Source organism: Microbacterium ginsengisoli, assembly GCF_000956535.1.
GTDB lineage: Bacteria > Actinomycetota > Actinomycetes > Actinomycetales > Microbacteriaceae > Microbacterium > Microbacterium ginsengisoli.
In genome coordinates this window covers 79,733-102,399 of the sequence record NZ_JYIY01000077.1, presented here as the reverse complement: position 1 = coordinate 102,399, position 22,667 = coordinate 79,733, and the positions used below count along the sequence as shown (strand labels likewise).

Genomic DNA, 22,667 nt, shown 5'->3' with positions numbered 1-22,667 from the left:
CGTACCGTCCTCACTTAGTGCTGTGCTGGGACGACGTCGGCCCGAAGGAGTTACTGTGCGGCAGCGGAGCTTGTGGCGGTGCCCCGACCGAGTGCGTCCGCGGGCGGCTCGCTCACGTCGACGTACTGGTCGGTATCCAGCGATTGTACAGGCGATGAACCGGGTGCTCCGCGTCCGGGCCGATAGGGCGACGGCTCGAGGCCGAGGTGGCGCGTCGTCTGCACGATGTAGATCACGAGGCCGGCGATGACCCCGAGGATCGCCGCCCAGACGTTGACGCGGAGCCCGAGGTAGATCTCGCTCGGGTCGATGCGGATGCTCTCCCAGACGATGCGGCCGGCGGAGTACCAGATCAGGTAGATCGCGAACAGGCGACCCCACTGGAGGCGGAACCGGCGGGCGATGACGAGCAGCACGATCGCGCCGAGCGTGTTCCAGATGACCTCGTAGAGGAAGGTCGGCTGGAACAGCGTTCCCGCGGGCAGGCCCTGCGGGATCGCCGGGTTCGACGAGTCGATCTCGAGGCCCCACGGGGCGTCGGTGGGGAGGCCGAAGAGCTCCTGGTTGAAGTAGTTGCCGAAACGGCCGATGGCCTGGGCGAGGATCAGGCCCGGTGCGAGGGCGTCGGCGAAGGTCCAGAAGCGGATGCCCGTCCAGCGGCATCCGATGATCGCTCCGATCGCCCCGCCGATGAGCGCGCCGTAGATGGCGATTCCGCCCTCCCAGATGTAGAACACCGAGAGCACGTCCTTGCCGGCGCCGAAGTAGTCGGCCGGGTGGGTGAGCACGTGGTAGGCGCGGGCCCCGATGATCGCCAGCGGCACCGCGAACAGGGCGATGTCGATGACGACCCAGCGCTCCGCTCCGCGCTTGGTGAGGAAGTGGTTCGTCATCAGCACCGCGACCACGATCCCCGCGATGATGCACAGCGCGTAGAAGTAGATGCGCACGGGACCGAGCTGGAAGTAGCTGATCGACGGGCTCGGGATGCTGGCGAACACGCTGGTCAGCGCGCTCGTGGGGGCAAACGTCATGGTGCGAGTCTACGGGCGCGGACGAGCCGTGCCGGACGCGAGCACCCCCGCCACCCGGCGCAGTCCGTCGACCCCGCCGTCGCGCAGCGCGCGCACGAGCGCGGTACCCACGATCGCGCCGTCGGCGTAGCCGACGACACCCGCGACCTGCTCGGGCGTGGAGATGCCGATGCCCACGCACGCGTGCGCCGCGCCGTGCGCGCGGAGACGCTCGGTGAGGCGGCGGGCCGCGGCATCCAGCTCTGCCCGCTCCCCCGTGATGCCCATCGTCGAGACCGTGTACACGAAGCCGGTCGAGGCCTTCACGACCAGGTCGAGGCGCTCGTCGGTGGAGGTGGGCGCCGCGAGGAACACGCGGTCGAGGCCGGTGCGCTCGCTGGCGGCGATCCACTCCGCGGCCGACTCGGGCGTGACGTCGGGGGTGATGAGACCTGTGCCGCCGGCGGCGAGGAGGTCGTCCGCGTACCGGTCGACGCCGTACTGCAGCACCGGGTTCCAGTAGGTCATCACCAGCACCGGGACATCCACGCGGCGGGTGATCTCCGCGATCGCCGGGAACAGGTCGCGCAGCCGGAAGCCGTTCGCGAGCGCCTGCTGGGTCGCCTGCTGGATGACCTCGCCGTCCATGACCGGGTCGGAGTACGGCGGACCGAGCTCGAGGATGTCGGCCCCCGCCTCGGCGAGGGCGACGGCCGCCTCGATGCTCGTGGCCGTGTCGGGGAACCCGACGGGCAGGTAGCCGACGAACGCACCGCGCGCCTCGGCGTGGGCCTTCTCGATCGCGGCGGCGACGCGGCTCATGCGCCGGCCTCCTCGTCGTAGAGGCCGAAGTAGCGGGCGGCGGTGTCCATGTCCTTGTCGCCGCGGCCCGACAGGCTCACGGCGAGCACGGCGTCGGGGCCGAGCTCGCGGCCGACGCGGATCGCACCGGCCAGGGCGTGCGCCGACTCGATGGCCGGGATGATGCCCTCGGTGCGGCTGAGGAGCCTCAGCGCCTGCATCGCCTCGTCGTCGGTCGCGGGGATGTACTGCGCACGACCGATCGCGGCGAGCCACGCGTGCTCGGGACCGACGCCCGGGTAGTCGAGGCCGGCGGAGATCGAGTGGGATTCGATGGTCTGGCCGTCCTCGTCCTGCAGGACGTAGGTCTTCGCGCCGTGCAGGACGCCCGGACGTCCCCGTTCGATGGATGCCGCGTGCCGCTCCGTGTCGACGCCGTCACCGGCCGCCTCGACGCCGTAGAGGGCGACGCCCTCGTCGTCGAGGAACGCATCGAACATGCCGATCGCGTTCGACCCGCCGCCGACGCACGCCAGCACGGCATCGGGAAGGCGCCCGATCTCGTCGAGGAGCTGCGCGCGCGCCTCTTCGGAGATGACCTTCTGGAAGTCGCGCACCATGGCCGGGAACGGGTGGGGACCCGCCGCCGTGCCGAAGACGTAGTTCGTCGTCTCCACGCTCGCGACCCAGTCGCGGTACGCCTCGTTGATGGCGTCCTTCAGGGTGCGGCTGCCGGTCGTGACCGGCACGACCTCGGCACCGAGAAGACGCATGCGGGCGACGTTCAGCGCCTGGCGCTCGGTGTCGACCTCGCCCATGTAGATCGTGCAGTCGAAGCCGAAGAGGGCGGCCGCGGTGGCTGTCGCCACGCCGTGCTGGCCGGCGCCCGTCTCGGCGATCACCCGCGTCTTGCCGAGCCGCTTCGTGAGCAGCGCCTGCCCGATGACGTTGTTGATCTTGTGGGAGCCGGTGTGGTTGAGGTCCTCGCGCTTGAGGAAGATGCGCGCGCCGCCCGCGTGTGCGGCGAAGCGCGGCACCTCGGTGATCGGCGACGGCCGGCCGGCGTACGAGCGCAGGAGTTCGGCGAACTCGGCATGGAACGCGGGGTCGACCTTCGCCGACTCGTAGCAGGCGGTGAGCTCGTCGATCGCGGCGATGAGCGACTCCGGCATGAACCGGCCGCCGAACTCGCCGAAGAACGGCCCCTGGGCGTCGCGCAGCGCGCTCATACGGTCTCTCCTCGGAACGCGCGGAGGGTGGCGACGGGGTCGCCGGTGACGAGCGCCTCGCCGACCAGCACGGCATCGGCTCCGGCCCCGCGGTAGTGGGCGACATCCGCCGGCGTCAGCACGGCAGACTCCGCCACCTTGATCGCCCCGACCGGGAAGCGGTCGACGAGGCTTCCGAACAGGTCGCGGTCGAGGTCGAAGGTGGTGAGGTCGCGGGCGTTCACGCCCACGAGCCGCGCACCGATCTCGCCGGCCGCGTCGAGCTCGCTCGCCGAATGGGCCTCGACGAGCGGAGTCATGCCGAGCTCGGTGACGAGCGCGTGCAGCCGCGTGAGGGTCGGCAGGTCGAGGGCGGCGACGATCAGCAGCACGAGGTCGGCGCCGGCGGCGCGGGCCTCGAGCACCTGGTACTCGGTGGCGATGAAGTCCTTGCGGAGAACCGGCAGGGTCACCGCCTGCTTCACGGCGCGCAGGTCGTCGAGCGACCCCTTGAAGCGACGCTGCTCGGTGAGCACAGAGATCGCGCTCGCGCCGCCGGTCTCGTAGAGAACCGCCTGGTGCGCCGGATCGGGGATGGCCGCCAGGTCGCCGCGCGACGGGCTCGCGCGCTTGACCTCGGCGATGATCTTCACCCGGTCGGACGGCGCGAGGAAGGCGAGGGCGTCACGAGCTGCGGGCGCGGCGAGAGCCGAGCGCTCGACCTCGTGCAGCGGGCTGCGGGCGGCGCGCGCCTCACTGTCGGCGACGGAGCCGGCGGTCAGCTCCTCGAGCAGGTTCAATGCTGCTTGGGGACGTACTTCGGCCCGTTGGCGCCCCAACCGAGGCGCGACAGCACGAGACCGACGAGAGCGCCCACGACGACGAGCACCACGGAGGCCCAGACGAGCCAGACCACCTCGAGGTAGAACGCGACCGTGCCGATCGACAGCGCGACCAGCATGATCACGACGGCCGTCCATGCGGCGGGCGAGTGTCCGTGGCCAGGGTCGCCAATCGAGTCGGTCATGATCCTCCTTCGGGAGCGTGCGAACGCCCGTCCAGTCTAGTGGTCTCGTCTTCGTCCTCCGGTGCGGCGCGGCCCGCGTCGGTCGGGTCGTCGCCGCGGGAGAGGGAGTCCCACGAGTCGACCGCGTCGAGCGGCCCGGTGGCCGCGACGGCCGCGATGGATGTCTCGTACCGCCGACCACCCGTGCGCCACCGGTGGGCGGTGGCGAGGGTGAACGCGCCGCTGACGGCGAGCAGCACCCAGCCGAACAGCGCGCCCCACGCCCAGCCCGAGACCACGGCATGGTCGATGAGCGCGGCGATCGCCGACGAGCCCGCGATGCCGGTGGCCTTGGTGATGGGCGCGGCGACCGCGGCCACCGGCGGACCCGTCACGACCTGCAGCGTCAGGATGAACAGCCACACGGCGCCCGCGAGGGCGAGGGCGCCGAAGACATACCGCAGGATGCGCCCGACGATCGACAGCGCGAGGCCGAGTGCGAGCGCGGCGAGGCTGAGCGGCGCGAGCACCGGCACGGCATCGTTTCCGGCGACCGCGATGTCGGGAGCGGAGCCGGCCGTGAGGATGACGTCGACCCACGTCTGCGTGGAGGAGATGATGCCGATCGCCCCGGCGACGAGCGCGGCGAGCACGGCGATCAGACGCGCACGGGCGATCACGGGCGCTCCTCCCCCACCACGCCGTCGACCGCGTCGAGGTCGGCGGTGTCGAAGCAGCTGCGCAGGCCCGTGTGGCACGCGGGCCCCACCTGGTCGACCTCGATCAGCAGTGCGTCCCCGTCGCAGTCGAGGTGTGCCGACTTCACGAGCTGGATGTGGCCCGACGTGTCACCCTTACGCCAGTACTCCTGGCGGGACCGCGACCAGTAGGTGACGCGACCGGTGGTCAACGTGCGACGGAGCGCCTCGGCATCCATCCACCCCAGCATGAGCACCTCGTGGGTGTCCCACTGCTGCACGATCGCAGGGGCGAGACCGTCGGCGTTGAACGCGACGGCGGCGATGCGCTCGTCGAGCGAGCCCGTCATCGGCGTACCTCCACTCCGTCGGCGACGAGGGCGGATTTCACATCGCCCACCGTCAGCTGGCCCGAGTGGAACACGCTCGCCGCCAGCACCGCATCGGCGCCCGCGCGCACAGCGGGGGCGAAGTCGGCCGCACGGCCGGCGCCGCCCGAGGCGATGACGGGCACACTCGAGATCTCGCGCATGAGGGCGACGAGCTCGAGGTCGAAGCCGTCCTTCGTGCCGTCGGCGTCGATGGAGTTCACCAGCAGCTCGCCGGCGCCGCGCTCGATGGCCTCCTGCGCCCAGGCGAGGGCGTCGAGGGATGTCTCGGTGCGTCCGCCGTGGGTGGTGACGACGAATCCGCTGGGCGTCGCCGCCGAGCGCTTCACGTCGAGGGAGAGCACGAGCACCTGAGCGCCGAAGCGATCGGCGATCTCGCCGAGCAGCTCGGGGCGTGCGATGGCGGCTGAGTTGACGCCCACTTTGTCGGCGCCGCAGGCGAGCAGGCGCGCCACGTCGTCGGTCGCCCGCACGCCGCCGCCCACGGTCAACGGGATGAAGACCTCCTCGGCCGTGCGCTGCACGACCTCGTAGGTGGTCGCCCGCTCGTCGACGGTCGCGGTGACGTCGAGGAAGGTGATCTCGTCGGCCCCCTGCGCGAAGTAGAGCCGGGCGAGCTCGACCGGGTCGCCCATGTCGCGGAGGTTCTCGAAGTTCACGCCCTTCACGACGCGGCCGGCCGCGACATCCAGGCACGGGATCACCCGCGTGACGACGCTCATCAGAGCCTCGCGGCGGCGATCTCGGTGACGAGGATGGCGCGGGCGCCGAGCGCGTAGAGGTCGTCCATGACGCGGTTGACGCCCTTGCGGGGGCTCATCACCCGCACGGCGACCCACTCGGGGTCGCGCAGCGGCGACACGGTCGGCGACTCGATGCCGGGGGCGACGGCGACGGCCTGGTCGAGCAGCACCAGCGGCAGGTCGTAGTCGACCATCACGTACTGGCGCGCCACGAGCACGCCGCGCAGGCGTCGCAGCAGGGTGTCGAGACCGTCGGGCTCGGTGCTGCCGCTGATGAGCACGGCCTCGGACTGCAGCAGCACGGGACCGAAGATCTCGAGGCCCGCCTGGCGCAGCGTGGTGCCCGTCGACACGACGTCGGCGACCGCATCGGCCACACCGAGCTGCACGGCCGACTCGACCGCGCCATCGAGGGGGACGAGGTCGACGGCGACGCCCTGCTCGTCGAGGTAGCCGTCGACGAGGCCGGGGTAGGCCGTGGCGACGCGCAGCCCGTGCAGGTCGCTCAGCTCGCGGAAGCGGCCGGGAGGGCCCGCGAACCGGAACGTCGAATCGGCGAAGCCGAGCGTCTCGATCTCGCGTGCACCGGGCATGCGGGCGTCCAGCAGCAGGTCGCGGCCGGTGATGCCGACATCGAGCGCGCCCGAGCCGACGTAGGTCGCGATGTCGCGGGGGCGGAGGTAGAAGAACTCGACGTCGTTGGCGGCGTCGAGCACGTAGAGGTCTTTGGGATCGCGTCGGCCGGTGTACCCGGCCTCCTGCAGCATCTCGGCTGCGGTCTCGGCGAGCGAGCCCTTGTTGGGCACGGCGATTCTGAGCATGGTCTTCTCTGCGGTCGTGTGATGAGCGGATGCCTCGTGCCGGCGGGGCCGGCGTGGGTCACAGATGTCGGTAGACGTCCTGCAGGGTCAGACCCTTCGCGAGCATCAGCACCTGGAGGTGATAGAGCAGCTGGGAGATCTCCTCCGCCGCCTCGGCGTCGGACTGGAACTCCGCGGCCATCCACACCTCGGCGGCCTCTTCGACGATCTTCTTGCCGATCGCGTGCACACCCGCATCGAGCTCGGCGACCGTGCCGGAACCGGCGGGACGCTCCTGGGCTTTGACGGTGAGCTCAGCGAACAGCTCGTCGAACGACTTCACCCTGCAAGGGTAGCGAACCGCGCGGCCCCCTCGGGCCCAGGCTCACCTCAGTGCGCGTGGGTGTGACGGGCGGCGCCGTTGCGCAGCGCCTCGATCGCGCGCGCCGGGTCGTCGGCGCCGAACACCGCGGAGCCGGCGACGAAGGTGTCGGCGCCCGCCTCGGCGGCCTGGGCGATCGTCGACTCGCCGATGCCGCCGTCGACCTGCAGCCACACCGACGATCCTCGGCGACGCGCCTCGGCGGCCAGCGCCGACAGCTTCGGCATCGCGGAGGTCATGAACGACTGTCCGCCGAAGCCCGGCTCGACGGTCATCACCAGGATCTGGTCGAACTCGTCGAGCACGTCGTACAGGCCCTCGGCGGGGGTTCCGGGCTTGATGGCGACGCCGGCGCGCGCGCCGATGCCGCGCAGGGTGCGGGCCAGGGCGATCGGATCGGTCGCGGCCTCGAGATGGAAGGTGACGGATGCCGCGCCGAGCTCGGCGTAACCGGGCGCCCAGCGCTCGGCGTCGTCGATCATCAGGTGCACATCGAGCGGCACCGGGCTCGTCTCCTGGATGCGCTGCACCATCTGCGGTCCGAAGGTGAGGTTCGGCACGAAGTGGTTGTCCATGACGTCGACGTGCACGAAGTCTGCGGTCGCGATGCGGTCGAGGTCCGCCTGCATGTTCACGAAGTCGGCGGAGAGGATGGAGGGATTGATGCGGATGTCGCTCACTCCCCCATTATCCCGGGCCGGACCTCGCCACCCGGGACGTCAGCGACGTCGGAGCAGCGCGAGGAACATCCCGTCGGTGCCGTGGCGGTGGGGCCAGAGCTGGGCGTGTCCGTCGTCGGACGCCGGCTCGGGGAGATCGAGCGGGCGCCGGGCGACCCGCTGCAGCACCTCGCGGGCGTCGACCGGCTCGAGGGCGTCGCCCCACTCGCGGCGCACGTCGGCCACGACGCCCTGCGTCTCGGCGAGATGCGGGGAGCAGGTGACGTACGCGACCACGCCGCCCGGGGTCAGCGCGCCCACGGCCGAGGACAGGAGCTCCCGCTGCAGCGGGGTGAGGTCCGCGACATCCGATGACTGCTTGCGCCACCGCGCCTCGGGACGCCGGCGCAGCGCGCCGAGACCCGTGCACGGCGCGTCGACGAGGATGCGGTCGTACGCACCCGCGGCGCTCGCCGCCCGCTCGCGCCCGTCGAGCTCGGAGACGTCGACCGGGAGCGGCACGGCGGCCACCGAACGGCGCACCAGTCCCGCGCGGGCCGGAACCGGCTCGTTCGCATCGAGGACGGCTCCGTGCGCGAGGGCCTCGGCCGCGAGCAGTGCGGTCTTGCCGCCCGGCCCCGCGCACAGGTCGAGCCACCGCTCCCCCGCGCGCACGGGGGCGTGGCGGCTGAGCGCCAGGGCGACGAGCTGGGATCCCTCGTCCTGTACGCGCACCCGGCCGCCCGCCGCGGTGATGACGGGCTCCGGGTCACCGCCGGCGAGTCGGAAGCCGACGGGCGAGTACGGGGTGCAGGCGCTGTCCGCGTCAGGATCGACGAGCCCCGGGAGCGCCGCCATCGTGACGCCCGGTGCCGCGTTGTCGGCGGTCAGCAGCGCCTCGAGCTCGTCGGCGCGGCCCTCGGCGGCGAGGGCGCGACGGAAGGCGCGGATCACCCAGACCGGGTGCGAGAACCGCAGCGCGAGGCGCTCGTCGTCGGAGCGCGCCTCGTCGGCGATGCGGGAGAACCAGTCGCCAGGGTTGTCGCGGGAGATCCGGCGCAGCACCGCATTCGCGAAGCCGGTCACGGCGGGGCCGATCTCGCGCCGCACCAGATCGACGGTGTCGTGCACGGCGGCATGCGACGCGATGCGCGTCGCGAGGATCTGGTGGGCGCCGAGCCGCAGCGCGTCGAGCACGGGCGGGTCGATCAGGGCGATGTCGCGGCCCGCGGCGAGCGAGATGACCGCGTCATAGGTGCCTTCGCGGCGCAGGGTGCCGTAGGTGAGCTCGGTCGCGAGCGCCGCATCGGCGCTGCTCAGCCCGGCGCGGGTGATGGCGGCGGGCAGCAGCAGGTTCGCGTACGCGTCGTCGGCGTGCACGGCCCGGATGACCTCGAACGCGACACGGCGAGCGGGGGCGGTCATTTCTCGACCCGCAGCTCGTCGACCCGCAGGCCGCGCCACCAGTCGCCGGCGACCATCGCCGCCTTGCCCGCCGGCTGCACCCGCTCGAGCGCGATCGCGTCGTCGGCGGTGCCGACCACCACCTCGCGGCCCTGCAGGGCGAGCTGACCCGGGGCACGGCGGGCGGTGGACTCGGCGCGGTGGGCGGCGAGCACCTTCAGGCGCTGACCGTCGACGACGAGGTGGGCGCCCGGCTCCGGGGTGACCCCGCGGAACCGGGCGAGCACGACGTCGGCGGGCTGTGTCACGTCGAGCCGTCCGTCGGCGGCGTCGAGCTTCGGCGCGAGGGTCGGCGTGCCCGCCTGGGGCGTCGCGACGGCCGTTCCGGCCGCGAGGGCGTCGACCACGCCGACGATCTGCTCCGCGCCGATGATCGACAGCTCGCGCAGCACGTCGGCGGCCGTCGCGAGCGGCGGGACGCGGTAGCGCACCTCGCTGTAGACGTCACCGGCGTCGAGCTCCGCGACGAGACGGAACACGCTCGATCCGGTCTCGGCGTCGCCCGCGATCAGCGCGTGCTGCACCGGGGCGGCGCCCCGCCAGCGCGGGAGCAGCGAGAAGTGCAGGTTGATCCAGCCGAGGCGCGGGGCGCTCAGCAGCGGCTCGCGCACGAGCCCGCCGTACGCGACGATCACGCCGAGATCGGCGTCGAGGGCCTCGAGATGAGCGGATGCCTCGGGGTCGAGGCGACGGGTCTTGAGCGTCGGCAGCTGCAGCTCGTCGGCGGTCGCCGCGACCGGCGACGGGGTGAGCACGCGCTTGCGGCCGATCGGGGCATCCGGGCGCGTGACGACCGTCGCGATCGTGTGAGAGGAGGTCGCGAGGGCACGCAGCGACGGCACCGCGGCCGCCGGCGTACCGGCGAAGATCAGACGCATGGGCTCCCTGTTCGTGGACGACCGCGGGCATCGCGACACCGGGTCGTCGAGCGGGTCACAGGTCGACGTCGAGAAGGTCGGCCCGGACGTTCAGTGTATTGCGCGGCACCGGTGGCCGCCCCTTCGGCGGGCGTCGCCCGGAGATCGCCGCGGCCACGACGCTCGCGCGCAGCGACCGCATCGTGTCGGCGCCGGCGGCGTAGTCGACGCGCAGCAGCGCCCGCACGCGCCCGTCGTCGAGCGCGACGGGTCCGAGCAGGGCGTCGGCGGGAAGGGGTGCGTGGGCCGCGGCATCCTGCACCGCCTGCTGCACCCGTTCGGGCGTGCCCTCGATGCGCACGATGCGCACGGTCGGCGGCATGCGCAGCGGTGCGCGTTCGGCGAGCTCGGCGCGGGCGTAGGCCGCCGGCGTCCAGGTCGCGAGCGCCCGTGCGGCGGGCCCGGTCACTCCGACGAGATGCACCGGCGCGCCCGGGCGCGCGAGGGCCGCCGCGTTCGCCCACCAGCGCAGGCACGCCTCGCCGATGCGCAGATCTTCGGCGAGCAGCATCCGCTCGCCGTCGAGGAGCACGACCGCACGGTATCCGCCCGCGGCGATCGGCTCGGCGCCGCGCGTCGCGATCACGAGGGCGGGTGCGTCGTCGACGCGTTCACGGGGGTGGGCGCCGTCGGCCACGATCACCCGCATGCCCGCGAACGCGCGGCCGAGCTCGTCGGCGGTGCGCTCCGTCCCCGCCGATGCGAAGCGGAAGGTGCTGCCCGCGCAGTGCGGGCACGCCCAGCCGTGCGCGCGACGGCCGCACCAGCCGCACTCGGGCACGCCGCGCGGGGCGTCGGCCCGCAGGGGGCCGCCGCAGTGCAGGCAGCGCGCGGGGCGCCGGCACTCGGCGCACAGGACGACCGGCGCATAGCCGGGGCGCGCGACCTGCACGAGCACCGGTCCTTGACGCAGCCCCTCGCGCATCGCCGCGAACGCGGACGACGGGATGCGGGCGCGCGATGCGGCGTCGTCGGGTGCGCTCAGCACGACCTTCGGCGACACGCGGCGCCGCGCGGGCACGTCGGTGACCCAGCCGAGCTGCACCAGCCGCTCGACGTCGGTCGTGCGGGTGTGACCTGCGAACAGCAGCGTGTGGCCCTCGAGCTCCTGGCGCACTAGGGCGGCGTCGCGCGCGTGCACCCCGGGGCTCAGGGGTTCGGCGAGCAGTGGATCGCCGTCGTCCCAGAGCGCCACGAGCCCCGTGCGCGCCGCGGGAGCGTAGGCGGCCGAGCGCTTGCCCACCACGATGCACGGGGCCTCGGCGAGGATGCGGAGGTAGGCGGCGTACCGCTCCGGCCCGCTCTCGCGCGCATCGTCGCGCACCACGGCGTCGGCCGGGGCGAGGTCGGCGAGGGCTGCCAGCAGCTGCTCCTGGTCGCGATAGTCGGGCACGACCAGCACCGCGCTGCGACCCTCGGCGAGGGTGACGGTCGCCGCGGCGGCGAGCAGCACGGCCCAGGCGCCCACGTCGGTGCCGTCGCCGAGGCGCGAGGGTCGGGGCGGGGCGTCGACGGCGAGCCGCGCGCCCTGCGCGAGGGCGCCCTCGAGCGTCGGATAGTCGGCCAGGATGCCGCGGGCCGTCCGCAGTCGCTCGGCGTCGACGTGCGGGACCTCGGGCGCGGGACGGGCGAGCCACGCCTTCTCCGCCCGCACCATGCGCTTGGGCACCACGAGACGCAGGATGTCGGACGCCGACCCGGCGGCCCGGTCGGCCGCGCGACGGGCGAGCGCGTAGAGCGGTGCCGGCAGCACGGCGACCGACGACACGACCGATTCGAGCTCCGACAGCGGACGCTCGGGCGCGACCGCCTCGGCGATCTCGACGATGAACCCGTCGACCACGCGACCCGCGGTACGCAGCGGCACCTTCACGCGCACGCCGGGGGTCGCGGCATCCATATGCTCCGCGGGCACCGCGTAGTCGAACAGGCGGTCGAGCTGCGGCAGCGGAGAGTCGACGAGGACGCGCGCGACCGTCAGCCGCCGCGGCTCATCGCTCGTCACGGCGTCGCGGTCAGAGTCCGGCAGCGGCGCGGAGCTCGTCGACGCGGTCGGTGCGCTCCCAGGTGAAGTCGGGCAGCTCGCGGCCGAAGTGGCCGTATGCCGCCGTCTGCGCGTAGATCGGGCGCAGCAGATCGAGCTGCTCGATGATCGCCGCCGGACGCAGATCGAACACCTCGCGGATCGCCGCGACGATGTGCTCGTCGGCAACGTGCCCCGTGCCGAACGACTCGACGTAGAGGCCCACCGGGTTGGCCTTGCCGATCGCGTAGGCGACCTGCACCTCGAGACGGTCGGCGAGACCCGCGGCGACCGCGTTCTTGGCGACCCAGCGCAGCGCGTAGGCGGCCGAGCGGTCGACCTTCGACGGGTCCTTGCCGCTGAAGGCGCCGCCGCCGTGCCGCGCCGCTCCCCCGTAGGTGTCGATGATGATCTTGCGGCCCGTCAGACCCGCGTCGCCCTTCGGGCCACCGGTGACGAAAGGCCCGGCCGGGTTGATGAAGTACTGCACGTCGGTCGTCGCCAGACCCGTCAGCTCGAGCACCGGGTCGATGACTTCCGCCTGCACCGCGGCGCGCAGCGCCTTCTGCGAGATGTCGGGCTGGTGCTGGGTCGAGAGCACGACGGTCTCGACCGTGCGCGGCACGGCGCCCTCGTAGCCGAGTGTCACCTGCGTCTTGCCGTCGGGCCGCAGGAACGGCAGCGCACCCGAGCGACGCGCCTCGGCGAGACGCTCGGCGATGCGATGCGCCGTCCAGATGGCGGTCGGCATGTACTGCGGCGTCTCGTTCGTGGCGTAGCCGAACATGATGCCCTGGTCGCCTGCGCCGAGCAGCTCGATCGGGTCGTTCGAGCCGGACTCGCGGTGCTCGAGCGCGGCATCCACACCGCGCGCGATGTCGCTCGACTGCTCGCCGATCGACACGCTCACCCCGCAGGAGTCGCCGTCGAAGCCGGTGTCGCTCGAGGTGTAGCCGATGCGGTTCACGACTCCGCGCACGATGCCGGGGATGTCGACCCAGCCCGACGTGCGCACCTCGCCCGCCACGTGCACGAGCCCCGTGGTCACGAGCGTCTCGACGGCGACACGCGCGTCGCGGTCGACGGTGAGGAGGGCGTCGAGGATGCTGTCCGAGATCTGGTCGCAGATCTTGTCGGGATGCCCCTCGGTGACGGACTCGGAGGTGAACAGTCGCAGCTGGCTCATCGAAGCTCCTGGAGAAGATGGGAACGCCATCATGCGCGCGGCCCCGGACATCATGTCACGGGGCCGCGGTGCAGAAGGCGGGTGTTACTCGGCGGGACGCAGCCGCAGCTTGTCCTCGTGGATCTCGTGCATCGCGATCGTGAGCGGCTTGTCCTCGATCGTCGAGTCGACGAGCGGGCCCACGTTGTCGAAGAGGTTGCCCTCCTGCAGGTCCGAGTAGTAGTCGTTGATCTGACGGGCGCGCTTCGACGCGTAGATCACGAGCTGGTACTTGGAGTCGACCTTCTCGAGAAGGCTGTCGATGGGCGGGTCGATGATGCCCTGATTGGTCCCTGCCATGGCGAAACCTCCTGGTTCGGGGATGACGGCGGAAGACGGCGCGCTACGAAGCGGGCGCGGAAGCCTTCGCCAATTCTACGACCTCGCGCGCGGCGGCGGCGACATCCTGGTTCACGACGCGGTAGTCGAACTCGTTCTGGGAGGCGAGCTCCACCTTCGCCGTGCGCAGGCGGCGCTCCCGCTCCTCCGCGTCCTCGGTGCCGCGGCCAACGAGACGCTGCACCAATTCGTCCCAGCTCGGCGGCAGCAGGAACACGAGGGTCGCGTCGGGCGCCGCCTGACGCACCTGGCGCGCACCCTGCAGGTCGATCTCGAGCAGCACGGTGCGGCCGGCGGCGAGGGCCTCCTCGATGGGGCCGCGCGGGGTGCCGTAGCGGTACTTGTTGTGCACCGTCGCCCACTCCAGCAGCTGCCCCGACTCGATCAGCCGGTCGAAGCTGAGCTCGCCGGTGAAGAAGTAGTGCTCCCCCTCGACCTCACCCGGGCGCGGCGGCCGGGTCGTCGCCGACACCGACAGCAGGATCTCGGGGAAGTGCTCCTTGATGTACGTCGCGACCGTGCCCTTGCCGACCGCGGTGGGCCCCGCGAGCACGATGAGGCGGCTGCGCCCGCGGCGGGGCCGGGGCTCGGGGAACCGCTCGTCGAGCCAGCCCGCGAGCACCTCGCGCTGACGCGCACCGAGCCCGCCGAGCCGCTTCACGGGTGAGATGGCGAGCTCCTCCAGCACCCGGTCGCGCTTGCCCTCGCCGATCGCCGGCAGCGCGGTGAGGAAGTCGGTGATGCGCAGGGTGCCCGACGGCGACTGCGGGTCGGAGATCGCGCGGCGCAGCACCTCCTGGCCGGTCACGACCCGGAACGACAGGTCGCGCTTCAGACTCGCCCGGGCGCGGCGCACCTCGACGGCGCGCTGGGATGCCGCGACCCGGTCGACCTCCGGCGGGCTGCGATGCTCGGTCACAAGCGCGCCCCGTAGAGCGCCGCGCGCTCGGCGATGCGCTCGGCCAGCCGGTCGGGGCCGACGGCGAGCACGCTGCGGCTCTCGTTCGCGATCACCTGCGACGACACGTAGCCGAACAGGCGGCCGAGCTCGGCCGGGTCGGCGCCCTGCGCCCCGAAGCCCGGAGCGAGGATCGGCGTGCCGGCGAGCAGGATGTCGCTCAGTCCGAAGCGTGAACGGGTCACGGTCGCGCCGATCACGACGCCGACGGAGCCGAGCGCGCCCGGAAGCCCCACGTTGTGCCAGCCGGCGTCGCGGGCGACGCGGGCGGCGACCCGCTCCCCCTCCTCGGCGGCCGCATCGGCGGTGACCGCCGTCTGCACCGGCTCCGCCTCGGGGTTGCTCGTCGCCGCGAGTACGAACGCGCCCTTGCCGTGCCGCAGCGCGAAGGTGAGTGTCTGCTGCAGCGAGTCCGGCCCGAGATAGGGGCTCAGCGTCACCGCGTCCGCCTCGAGCGGCGACCCCGGCTGGAGCCAGGCGGCCGCGTAGCCGTCCATCGTCGAGCCGATGTCGCCGCGCTTCGCATCGGCGATCACGATCAGCTCCGCCGCCCGCGCCGCCGCGAGCACGTCCTCGAGTGCCGCGAAGCCGCGCGAGCCGAAACGTTCGAAGAATGCGACCTGCGGCTTCACGACGCCGACACGGCCGGCCGCGGCATCCACCACCCTCAGGCCGAACTCGCGCACGCCGTCCGCCGAGACCGGCAGACCCCACGACTGCAGCAGGCTCTCGTGCGGGTCGATGCCCACACAGAGCGGCCCGTGCGTGTCGAGGGCCTGCCAGAGGCGCTGACCGAATGTCGTCACAGGCGTCCCGCCCGATCGGCCGCGTACTCCTGCAGGCTCTTCACCGCGAAGCCCTCGCGCAGTGCCGGCATGGCGCTGACCGCCGCGCCCAGCACCGCCATCGTGGTGAACAGCGCCTTGTCGGCCGCGACGGCCGCCGCACGGATCTCGTAGCCGTCGGCACGGGCGAGCCCGCCCGAGGGGGTGTTGACGATCATGTCGATGCGTCCGTCGTTGATGAGGTCGACGATGTTCTGCTCACCGGATTCCTGGGTGGCGGAGTACTTCTCGACGACCTCCACCCGGATGCCGTTGCGCGCCAGGATCTCGGCGGTGCCCTCCGTCGCGACGAGCGCGAAGCCGAGCTCCTGCAGGCGGTGCGCCGGGAGGATCACGGCGCGCTTGTCGGCGTCGGCGACCGAGATGAAGACGGTGCCCTCGAGCGGCATGCCGCCGTACGCGGCATCCTGGCTCTTCGCGAACGCCGTCGGGAAGTCGCGGTCGATGCCCATGACCTCGCCGGTGGAGCGCATCTCGGGACCGAGCACCGAGTCGACGGTCTGGCCGTCGCGGGTGCGGAAGCGCTTGAACGGCAGCACCGCCTCCTTGACGGCGACGGGGGCGTCGAGCGGCACCCGGGAGCCGTCCTGGGCGGGCAGCAGGCCCTCGGACTTCAGATCGGCGATGGACGCACCCGCCATGATGCGCGCCGCCGCCTTCGCGAGCGGGATGCCCAGGGCCTTCGACACGAACGGCACCGTACGGCTCGCGCGCGGGTTGGCCTCGATCACGTAGAGCACGCCCGCGCTGATCGCGAACTGCACGTTCAGCAGGCCCCGCACGCCGACGCCGCGCGCGATCGCGAGGGTCGCCTCGCGCACGCGGTCGATCTCGGTGCGGCCAAGCGAGACGGGCGGCAGCGTGCACGACGAGTCGCCGGAGTGGATGCCGGCCTCCTCGAGGTGCTCCATCACGCCGCCGATGTACAGCTGTTCGCCGTCGAAGAGCGCATCGACGTCGAGCTCGATCGCGTCGTCGAGGAAGCGGTCGACGAGCAGCGGACGGCCGGCGCCGATGATCGCCTGGTCGGCGATGCGGTCGAAGTAGTCGCGCAGGCTCGCCGTGTCGTAGACGATCTCCATGCCGCGGCCGCCGAGCACGAAGCTCGGGCGCACCAGCACCGGGTAGCCGATGTCCTCTGCGACCGCGATCGCGCCGTCGACGTCGATCGCCGTGCCGTGACGCGGGGCGACGAGCTCGGCCTCGTCGAGCAGGCGCGAGAACAACTCGCGCTCCTCGGCGAGATCGATGGCCTCGGGGCTCGTGCCGAGGATGCGGTAGCCCGCCTCCTCGATGCCCTTCGCGAGCCCGAGCGGCGTCTGACCGCCCAGCTGGCAGATCACACCGAGGATCTCCCCCGACCGGCTCTCGGCGTGCAACACCTCGAGCACGTCCTCGAGGGTCAGCGGCTCGAAATAGAGCCGGTCGCTCGTGTCGTAGTCGGTGGAGACGGTCTCGGGGTTGCAGTTGACCATGACGGTCTCGTAGCCGGCGTCGGCGAGGGCGAACGACGCGTGCACGCACGAGTAGTCGAACTCCACGCCCTGTCCGATGCGGTTCGGGCCGGAGCCGATGATGACGACCTTGGTGCGATCCGACGGCGTCACCTCGGTCTCGGCGTCGTAGCTCGAGTAGTGGTAGGGCGTGAGCGCCGGGAACTCCCCCGCGCACGTGTCGACGGTCTTGTAGACGGGACGCACGTTCAGGGCGTGACGGACGCCGCGCACCTCCGCCTCGGCGATGCCGCGGAGCTCGGCCAGCTGGGCGTCGCTGAAGCCGTGCTCCTTCGCGATGCGGAGGGTCGAGGCATCCAGCTCGGCGGCGTCGGCCACGAACTGGGCGACCTCGTTGATGAGCACGATCTGGTCGAGGAACCAGGGGTCGATCTTCGTCGCCTCGAAGGCCTGCTCGAGGGTCGCGCCCTTCCGCAGAGCCTGCTGCACGACGACGATGCGTCCGTCGGTCGGGGTCTGGGCGATCTCGAGCAGCTCGTCGACCGAGCGGGTCTCGGTGCCCCAGTGGAAGCTGGAACCGCGCTTCTCGAGCGAGCGCAGCGCCTTCTGCAGCGCGGTCGCGTAGTTGCGGCCGATCGCCATCGCCTCGCCGACCGACTTCATGGTGGTCGTGAGCGTCGTGTCGGCGGCGGGGAACTTCTCGAAGTTGAAACGCGGCACCTTCACGACGACGTAGTCGAGCGTCGGCTCGAAGCTCGCCGGCGTCACCTTCGTGATGTCGTTCGGGATCTCGTCGAGGCGGTAGCCGATGGCGAGCTTCGCGGCGATCTTCGCGATCGGGAAGCCGGTGGCCTTCGACGCGAGCGCCGACGAGCGCGACACGCGCGGGTTCATCTCGATGACGATGATGCGGCCGTCGTCGGGGTTGACCGCGAACTGGATGTTGCAGCCGCCGGTGTCGACGCCGACGGCGCGGATGATGTCGATGCCGATGTCGCGCAGCTTCTGGTACTCGCGGTCGGTGAGGGTGAGCGCCGGTGCGACGGTGATCGAGTCGCCGGTGTGCACGCCGACGGGGTCGACGTTCTCGATCGAGCAGACGACGACGGTGTTGTCGTTGCCGTCGCGCATGAGCTCGAGCTCGTACTCCTTCCACCCGAGGATGGACTCCTCGAGCAGCACCTCGTGCGTGGGCGAGTCGTGCAGGCCCGCGCCGCCGATGCGCCGCAGATCGGCCTCGTCGAACGCGAAGCCCGAGCCGAGGCCGCCCATCGTGAACGAGGGGCGCACGACCAGCGGGTAGCCGAGCTTCTCGGCGCCCGCGAGCAGGTCGTCCATCGAGTGGCAGATGACGGATGCCGCGACATCCGCCCCCGCCTCGAGTACGAGCTCCTTGAAGATCTGGCGGTCCTCGCCGCGCTTGATCGCGTCGACCTTGGCGCCGATGAGCTCGACGTCGTACTTCTCGAGGATGCCGCGCTCGTGCAGCGCCATGGCCGCGTTGAGCGCGGTCTGCCCGCCGAGGGTCGGCAGGATCGCGTCGGGGTTCTCCTTGCGGATGATCGACTCGATGACCGCAGGGGTGATCGGCTCGATGTAGGTCGCGTCGGCGAAGTCGGGGTCGGTCATGATCGTGGCCGGGTTCGAGTTCACGAGGATGACGCGCACGCCCTCCTCGCGGAGCACGCGGCAGGCCTGCGTGCCCGAGTAGTCGAACTCGCACGCCTGGCCGATGACGATCGGGCCGGAGCCGATGACGAGGACGGAGCGGATGTCGTCGCGCTTGGGCATCAGGCGGCGCCCTTCTGGGTCTGCTGCGCGATCACGAGGTCGCGGAATCGGTCGAAGAGGTAGTTGGCGTCGTGGGGGCCGGCCGCCGCCTCCGGGTGGTACTGCACGCTGAAGGCGGGGATGTCGAGCGCGCGCAGGCCCTCCACCACGTTGTCGTTGAGACCGACGTGGCTCACCTCGACGCGGCCGTAGCCGTTCGGGCTGTCGATGACCGCGTCGATCGGCGCGTCGACGGCGAAGCCGTGGTTCTGCGCGGTGATCTCCACCTTGCCGGTGGTCTTGTCGAGCACCGGCTGGTTGATGCCGCGGTGGCCGAAGGGCAGCTTGTAGGTGCCGAGCCCGAGAGCGCGGCCGAGCAGCTGGTTGCCGAAGCAGATGCCGAAGAACGGCAGTCCGTCATCGAGCAGCCCGCGCAGCAGCGCCACGTGGGCATCGGATGCCGCGGGGTCGCCGGGGCCGTTCGAGTAGAACGCCGCGACCGGCCCGATCGCGCGGATCTCCTCGAGCGTGGCCGACTGCGGGAAGACGTGCACGTCGAAGCCGCGCGCGGCGAGGTTGTCGATCGTCGCCTGCTTGACGCCGAGGTCGAGCACGGCGAGGCTGCCGATGCGCTCGGTCGTCGCCGGCGTCACCTCGACGCTCGCGACCGACACCTCGGCCGACAGGTTGCGCCCCGCCATCTGCGGCGCCTCGCGCACGATGCGCAGCTGCTCGTCGTCGTCGAGCCCGGCCGCCTCGCCCGAGAAGATCGCACCGCGCATCGACCCGGCCGAGCGGATGTGGCGGGTCACCGCGCGGGTGTCGATGCCGCTGATGCCCACGATGCCGTCGCGCTCGAGCGCCGCGTCGAGGGACTCGTCGGCACGCCAGTTCGAGACGACGCGCGACGGGTCCCGCACGATGTAGCCCTCGACCCAGATGCGGCGCGACTCGGGGTCCTCGCCGTTCATGCCGGTGTTGCCGATGTGTGGGGCCGTCTGCAGCACGATCTGGCCGGCGTAGGACGGGTCGGTGAGGGTCTCCTGGTAGCCGGTCATGCCGGTCGTGAAGACCACCTCTCCGATGGTGGTGCCGCGCGCGCCGTAGGCGCGTCCGGTGTGGCGGGTGCCGTCTTCGAGGACGAGAACGGCGCGTTCGGTGTGGAACCTGGTCATGCGTCGCTTCCTGCGGGGGTCGAGGGGGATGAGGTCAGTAGGGGGCGCACCGCGTCGGCGAGCACCTTGGCGGAGGCGTCGCGGGCACGCAGGTAGGTGTCGACCGGGGTGCCGTCGTCGAGCGTCCAGGTGATGCGGGCGAGGCCCTCACGCTCGACGACGCGGTCGATCGCCACCGTCGCCTGGGCGACGTCGACGACGCGCGACGCGGTGAGCTCGACGGTCGGCTCCCCCGCGATCGCGAGCAGCAGCGCGCGGTCGGTGACGACGAGCGTCGCCGGCGCCCGGTAGGCGAGGCCACGGGCGGCGAGGCGCTCGAGGGGACGCTCGTGCACGGTCGTGGCGACGTAGAAGACGTCGAAGCGCGCGCGCTCGTCGATCTCGGCGGCGGGGTCGGCCAGCGGTACCGCAATGCCGGAGTCCCGACGGGTTCGTCGCCACCAGCCCCACGCCATCAGGCCGATGAGCACGAGGGCGAGGCCGATCATGAGAAGGAGGGCGCCTTGCTGGGTCATGCGGACTCCTTCGTCAGGTCGACGAGGTCGCCGTGGGCGACGGTTGGGATGCCGGCGTGGAAGGTCCAGACCACGCGGCCCGGGAGCTCCCGGTCGAGGTAGGGCGAGTTGCGGCTGCGCCCGCGCAGGTCGTCCCGGCCGAAGGTCGCGGTGACGGCCGCGTCGTAGAGCGCGAGGTGGGCGGGCTCCCCCACGGCGATCGGGCGGCCGTGCCCGGCGAGGCGGCCGATGCGGGCCGGTGTCTCGCTCATGACCCGCGCGACATCGGCCCAGTCGAGGAGCCCGGTGTCGACCATCGACTGCTGCACGACGCGCAGGGCGGACTCGAGGCCGACCATGCCGTTCGCGGCCGCCTGCCACTCGCAGGCCTTCGCCTCGGCGGGGTGGGGCGCGTGGTCGGTCGCGACGATGTCGATCGTGCCGTCGGCGAGCCCCTCGCGCACCGCCCGCACGTCGTCTGCGGTGCGCAGCGGCGGGTTCACCTTGTAGCGCGCGTCGTAGCCGCGTACCAGCTCGTCGGTCAGCAGCAGGTGGTGCGGAGTCACCTCGGCGGTGACGTTCACACCGCGCCGCTTCGCCCAGCGGATGATGTCGACCGAGCCGGCCGTCGAGAGGTGGCAGACGTGCAGGCGGGAGCCGACGTGCTCGGCCAGCAGCACGTCGCGGGCGATGATCGACTCCTCGGCGACCGCCGGCCATCCGGCCAGTCCCAGCTCCGCCGAGACGGCACCCTCGTTCATCTGGGCGCCCGCGGTCAGCCGGGGGTCCTGGGCGTGCTGGGCGATGACGCCGTCGAACGCCTTCACGTACTCGAGCGCGCGTCGCATGATGAGCGGGTCCCAGACGCAGGAGCCGTCGTCGCTGAACACGCGCACCCGGGCGCGCGAGTCGGCCATGGCGCCGAGCTCGGCGAGCCGTTCGCCCTTCTGGCCGACGGTGACGGCGCCGATCGGCTGCACCGTGACGTAGCCCGCCTGCTCGCCGAGAGCGAGCTCCTGCTCGACGACGCCCGCCGTGTCGGCGACGGGCGAGGTGTTCGGCATCGCGAAGACGGCGCTGTACCCGCCGGCGGCGGCCGCGCGGGAACCGGTGAGCACCGTCTCCGACGCCTCGTAGCCGGGCTCGCGCAGGTGGGTGTGCAGGTCGACGAGTCCCGGCAGAGCGAGCAGTCCGTCGGCGTCGATCACCGCGGCACCCGCGCGCGACAGCGATATGCCGAGCTCCGCGATCCGGCCGTCTTCGATGAGGATGTCGGTGGTCGTGCCGTCGGCGAGTCGTGCGCCGCGGATCAGATGAAGGCCGGTCATCGCTCGTCCTCCTTCTTCTGCTCGTCGTCGTGGTCGGCCTGCCCGCTCAGGAGCAGGTAGAGCACCGCCATGCGCACCGACACGCCCGCGCGAACCTGGTCGAGCACAGTCGACCGGGGCGAGTCGGCGGCATCCGCCGAGATCTCGAGGCCGCGATTCATGGGGCCGGGGTGCATCACAATGCTATCGGCAGGAAGCGCCGCGAGCCGCGTCGCGTCGAGTCCCCAGCGGCGGGAATACTCCCGTTCAGTCGGGAAATACGCGGCGCTCATGCGCTCGAGCTGGATGCGCAGCATCATGAGCGCGTCGGGCCCGGCGGCGATCGCCGAATCGAGGTCGTAGGAGATGGTCGCGGGCCAGGCCGAGACATCCTGCGGTACGAGCGTCGGCGGCGAGACGAGGGTGACCTCGGCGCCGAGGGCCGTGAGCAGCCAGACGTTCGACCGCGCGACGCGGGAGTGCAGCACATCGCCGACGATCGTGACCTTCACCCCGGCGAGGTCGCGCCCGCGGCTGTCGTCGCCGAACCGGCGCTTGCGGATCGTGAACGCGTCGAGCAGCGCCTGGGTCGGATGCTCGTGCGTGCCGTCGCCCGCGTTGACGACCCCCGCGGTGATCCACCCGCTCGTCGCGAGGGTGCGCGGGGCGCCGGACGCGCCGTGGCGGATGACCACCGCGTCGGCACCCATCGCCTGGAGGGTCTGCGCGGTGTCCTGGAGCGACTCGCCCTTCGAGACGCTCGACCCCTTCGTGGAGAAGTTGATGACGTCGGCCGACAGGCGCTTCGCGGCGGCCTCGAACGAGATGCGCGTGCGCGTCGAGTCCTCGAAGAAGAGGTTCACGACGGTCTTGCCGCGCAGGGTCGGCAGCTTCTTGACCTCGCGATGCTGCGTGTCGGCCATGTCCTCGGCGATGTCGAGGATCGTCAGCGCGTCCTCACGGGAGAGGTGCTGCGTGTCGAGCAGGTGGCGCATCC

General features: G+C 72.0%; 23 protein-coding genes. All 23 read right to left on the bottom strand.

Annotated features, from left to right (window positions below; all coding sequences use genetic code 11):
• Nucleotides 1-50: 50 nt before the first annotated feature.
• On the bottom strand, nt 51-1,034 hold the full coding sequence (gene lgt, locus RR49_RS10920; RefSeq protein WP_048808940.1) for a prolipoprotein diacylglyceryl transferase: 984 nt from the start codon (nt 1,032-1,034) through the stop codon (nt 51-53).
• 9 nt (nt 1,035-1,043) lie between these two features.
• On the bottom strand, nt 1,044-1,835 hold the full coding sequence (gene trpA / locus RR49_RS10915; RefSeq protein ID WP_045248109.1) for a tryptophan synthase subunit alpha: 792 nt from the start codon (nt 1,833-1,835) through the stop codon (nt 1,044-1,046).
• Nucleotides 1,832-3,043 (bottom strand): tryptophan synthase subunit beta, encoded by a 1,212-nt coding sequence (trpB, locus tag RR49_RS10910; RefSeq protein ID WP_045248108.1) that lies wholly within the window; start codon nt 3,041-3,043, stop codon nt 1,832-1,834. Before trpB ends, trpA begins: the two co-directional genes overlap by 4 nt.
• Entirely contained in the window at nt 3,040-3,816 is a 777-nt protein-coding gene (trpC, locus tag RR49_RS10905; RefSeq protein ID WP_045248186.1) for an indole-3-glycerol phosphate synthase TrpC, read from the bottom strand. Before trpC ends, trpB begins: the two co-directional genes overlap by 4 nt.
• Nucleotides 3,817-3,818: 2 nt before the next feature.
• Nucleotides 3,819-4,049 (bottom strand): DUF6704 family protein, encoded by a 231-nt coding sequence (locus tag RR49_RS10900; RefSeq protein ID WP_045248107.1) that lies wholly within the window; start codon nt 4,047-4,049, stop codon nt 3,819-3,821.
• A complete protein-coding gene (locus RR49_RS10895) occupies nt 4,046-4,708 on the bottom strand; it encodes a Trp biosynthesis-associated membrane protein (RefSeq protein ID WP_048808938.1) in 663 nt (220 codons plus the stop codon). The genes RR49_RS10900 and RR49_RS10895 overlap by 4 nt, the downstream gene beginning before the upstream one ends.
• A complete protein-coding gene (hisI, locus tag RR49_RS10890; protein ID WP_045248106.1) occupies nt 4,705-5,076 on the bottom strand; it encodes a phosphoribosyl-AMP cyclohydrolase in 372 nt (123 codons plus the stop codon). Before hisI ends, RR49_RS10895 begins: the two co-directional genes overlap by 4 nt.
• Nucleotides 5,073-5,837, bottom strand: coding sequence for an imidazole glycerol phosphate synthase subunit HisF (gene hisF, locus RR49_RS10885; RefSeq protein WP_045248105.1), 765 nt, complete (start codon nt 5,835-5,837; stop codon nt 5,073-5,075). The genes hisI and hisF overlap by 4 nt, the downstream gene beginning before the upstream one ends.
• Nucleotides 5,837-6,679: an ATP phosphoribosyltransferase gene (hisG, locus tag RR49_RS10880; RefSeq protein ID WP_045248104.1), complete on the bottom strand. Its 843-nt coding sequence runs from the start codon at nt 6,677-6,679 to the stop codon at nt 5,837-5,839. The genes hisF and hisG overlap by 1 nt, the downstream gene beginning before the upstream one ends.
• Nucleotides 6,680-6,737: 58 nt before the next feature.
• On the bottom strand, nt 6,738-7,001 hold the full coding sequence (locus RR49_RS10875; protein ID WP_045248103.1) for a phosphoribosyl-ATP diphosphatase: 264 nt from the start codon (nt 6,999-7,001) through the stop codon (nt 6,738-6,740).
• Between the two features lie 47 nt (nt 7,002-7,048).
• On the bottom strand, nt 7,049-7,720 hold the full coding sequence (gene rpe / locus RR49_RS10870; protein WP_045248102.1) for a ribulose-phosphate 3-epimerase: 672 nt from the start codon (nt 7,718-7,720) through the stop codon (nt 7,049-7,051).
• Nucleotides 7,721-7,759: 39 nt separating this feature from the next.
• The gene (locus RR49_RS10865; protein WP_045248101.1) at nt 7,760-9,124 is read right to left on the bottom strand and encodes an RsmB/NOP family class I SAM-dependent RNA methyltransferase; all 1,365 of its coding nucleotides are present in this window, start codon (nt 9,122-9,124) and stop codon (nt 7,760-7,762) included.
• A complete protein-coding gene (fmt, locus tag RR49_RS10860) occupies nt 9,121-10,041 on the bottom strand; it encodes a methionyl-tRNA formyltransferase (RefSeq protein WP_045248100.1) in 921 nt (306 codons plus the stop codon). Before fmt ends, RR49_RS10865 begins: the two co-directional genes overlap by 4 nt.
• Before the next feature lie 55 nt (nt 10,042-10,096).
• Nucleotides 10,097-12,085, bottom strand: coding sequence for a primosomal protein N' family DNA-binding protein (locus tag RR49_RS10855; RefSeq protein WP_048808937.1), 1,989 nt, complete (start codon nt 12,083-12,085; stop codon nt 10,097-10,099).
• 10 nt (nt 12,086-12,095) lie between these two features.
• Nucleotides 12,096-13,289, bottom strand: a complete 1,194-nt coding sequence (gene metK, locus RR49_RS10850) for a methionine adenosyltransferase (RefSeq protein ID WP_045248099.1) — start codon at nt 13,287-13,289, stop codon at nt 12,096-12,098.
• Nucleotides 13,290-13,373: 84 nt separating this feature from the next.
• The gene (gene rpoZ / locus RR49_RS10845) at nt 13,374-13,628 is read right to left on the bottom strand and encodes a DNA-directed RNA polymerase subunit omega (protein ID WP_045248098.1); all 255 of its coding nucleotides are present in this window, start codon (nt 13,626-13,628) and stop codon (nt 13,374-13,376) included.
• A gap of 43 nt (nt 13,629-13,671) precedes the next feature.
• On the bottom strand, nt 13,672-14,586 hold the full coding sequence (gmk, locus tag RR49_RS10840) for a guanylate kinase (RefSeq protein WP_045248097.1): 915 nt from the start codon (nt 14,584-14,586) through the stop codon (nt 13,672-13,674).
• Nucleotides 14,583-15,431 (bottom strand): orotidine-5'-phosphate decarboxylase, encoded by an 849-nt coding sequence (gene pyrF / locus RR49_RS10835; protein WP_045248096.1) that lies wholly within the window; start codon nt 15,429-15,431, stop codon nt 14,583-14,585. The genes gmk and pyrF overlap by 4 nt, the downstream gene beginning before the upstream one ends.
• On the bottom strand, nt 15,428-18,715 hold the full coding sequence (gene carB, locus RR49_RS10830; RefSeq protein WP_045248095.1) for a carbamoyl-phosphate synthase large subunit: 3,288 nt from the start codon (nt 18,713-18,715) through the stop codon (nt 15,428-15,430). Before carB ends, pyrF begins: the two co-directional genes overlap by 4 nt.
• Nucleotides 18,715-19,869 (bottom strand): glutamine-hydrolyzing carbamoyl-phosphate synthase small subunit, encoded by a 1,155-nt coding sequence (gene carA, locus RR49_RS10825; protein WP_045248094.1) that lies wholly within the window; start codon nt 19,867-19,869, stop codon nt 18,715-18,717. The genes carB and carA overlap by 1 nt, the downstream gene beginning before the upstream one ends.
• A complete protein-coding gene (locus tag RR49_RS10820; protein ID WP_045248093.1) occupies nt 19,866-20,384 on the bottom strand; it encodes a PH-like domain-containing protein in 519 nt (172 codons plus the stop codon). The genes carA and RR49_RS10820 overlap by 4 nt, the downstream gene beginning before the upstream one ends.
• The gene (locus RR49_RS10815; protein WP_045248092.1) at nt 20,381-21,691 is read right to left on the bottom strand and encodes a dihydroorotase; all 1,311 of its coding nucleotides are present in this window, start codon (nt 21,689-21,691) and stop codon (nt 20,381-20,383) included. Before RR49_RS10815 ends, RR49_RS10820 begins: the two co-directional genes overlap by 4 nt.
• A complete protein-coding gene (locus RR49_RS10810; protein WP_045248183.1) occupies nt 21,688-22,665 on the bottom strand; it encodes an aspartate carbamoyltransferase catalytic subunit in 978 nt (325 codons plus the stop codon). Before RR49_RS10810 ends, RR49_RS10815 begins: the two co-directional genes overlap by 4 nt.
• Nucleotides 22,666-22,667: the final 2 nt, after the last annotated feature.

What these genes read in the sequence shown, in the direction of transcription:
- lgt (WP_048808940.1), bottom strand. Translation starts at nt 1,034, where the DNA reads ATGACGTTTGCCCCCACGAGCGCGCTGACCAGCGTGTTCGCCAGCATC.
- trpA (WP_045248109.1), bottom strand. Translation starts at nt 1,835, where the DNA reads ATGAGCCGCGTCGCCGCCGCGATCGAGAAGGCCCACGCCGAGGCGCGC.
- trpB (WP_045248108.1), bottom strand. Translation starts at nt 3,043, where the DNA reads ATGAGCGCGCTGCGCGACGCCCAGGGGCCGTTCTTCGGCGAGTTCGGC.
- RR49_RS10900 (WP_045248107.1), bottom strand. Translation starts at nt 4,049, where the DNA reads ATGACCGACTCGATTGGCGACCCTGGCCACGGACACTCGCCCGCCGCA.
- hisI (WP_045248106.1), bottom strand. Translation starts at nt 5,076, where the DNA reads ATGACGGGCTCGCTCGACGAGCGCATCGCCGCCGTCGCGTTCAACGCC.
- hisF (WP_045248105.1), bottom strand. Translation starts at nt 5,837, where the DNA reads ATGAGCGTCGTCACGCGGGTGATCCCGTGCCTGGATGTCGCGGCCGGC.
- hisG (WP_045248104.1), bottom strand. Translation starts at nt 6,679, where the DNA reads ATGCTCAGAATCGCCGTGCCCAACAAGGGCTCGCTCGCCGAGACCGCA.
- RR49_RS10865 (WP_045248101.1), bottom strand. Translation starts at nt 9,124, where the DNA reads ATGACCGCCCCCGCTCGCCGTGTCGCGTTCGAGGTCATCCGGGCCGTG.
- fmt (WP_045248100.1), bottom strand. Translation starts at nt 10,041, where the DNA reads ATGCGTCTGATCTTCGCCGGTACGCCGGCGGCCGCGGTGCCGTCGCTG.
- metK (WP_045248099.1), bottom strand. Translation starts at nt 13,289, where the DNA reads ATGAGCCAGCTGCGACTGTTCACCTCCGAGTCCGTCACCGAGGGGCAT.
- rpoZ (WP_045248098.1), bottom strand. Translation starts at nt 13,628, where the DNA reads ATGGCAGGGACCAATCAGGGCATCATCGACCCGCCCATCGACAGCCTT.
- carB (WP_045248095.1), bottom strand. Translation starts at nt 18,715, where the DNA reads ATGCCCAAGCGCGACGACATCCGCTCCGTCCTCGTCATCGGCTCCGGC.
- carA (WP_045248094.1), bottom strand. Translation starts at nt 19,869, where the DNA reads ATGACCAGGTTCCACACCGAACGCGCCGTTCTCGTCCTCGAAGACGGC.
- RR49_RS10820 (WP_045248093.1), bottom strand. Translation starts at nt 20,384, where the DNA reads ATGACCCAGCAAGGCGCCCTCCTTCTCATGATCGGCCTCGCCCTCGTG.
- RR49_RS10815 (WP_045248092.1), bottom strand. Translation starts at nt 21,691, where the DNA reads ATGACCGGCCTTCATCTGATCCGCGGCGCACGACTCGCCGACGGCACG.
- RR49_RS10810 (WP_045248183.1), bottom strand. Translation starts at nt 22,665, where the DNA reads ATGCGCCACCTGCTCGACACGCAGCACCTCTCCCGTGAGGACGCGCTG.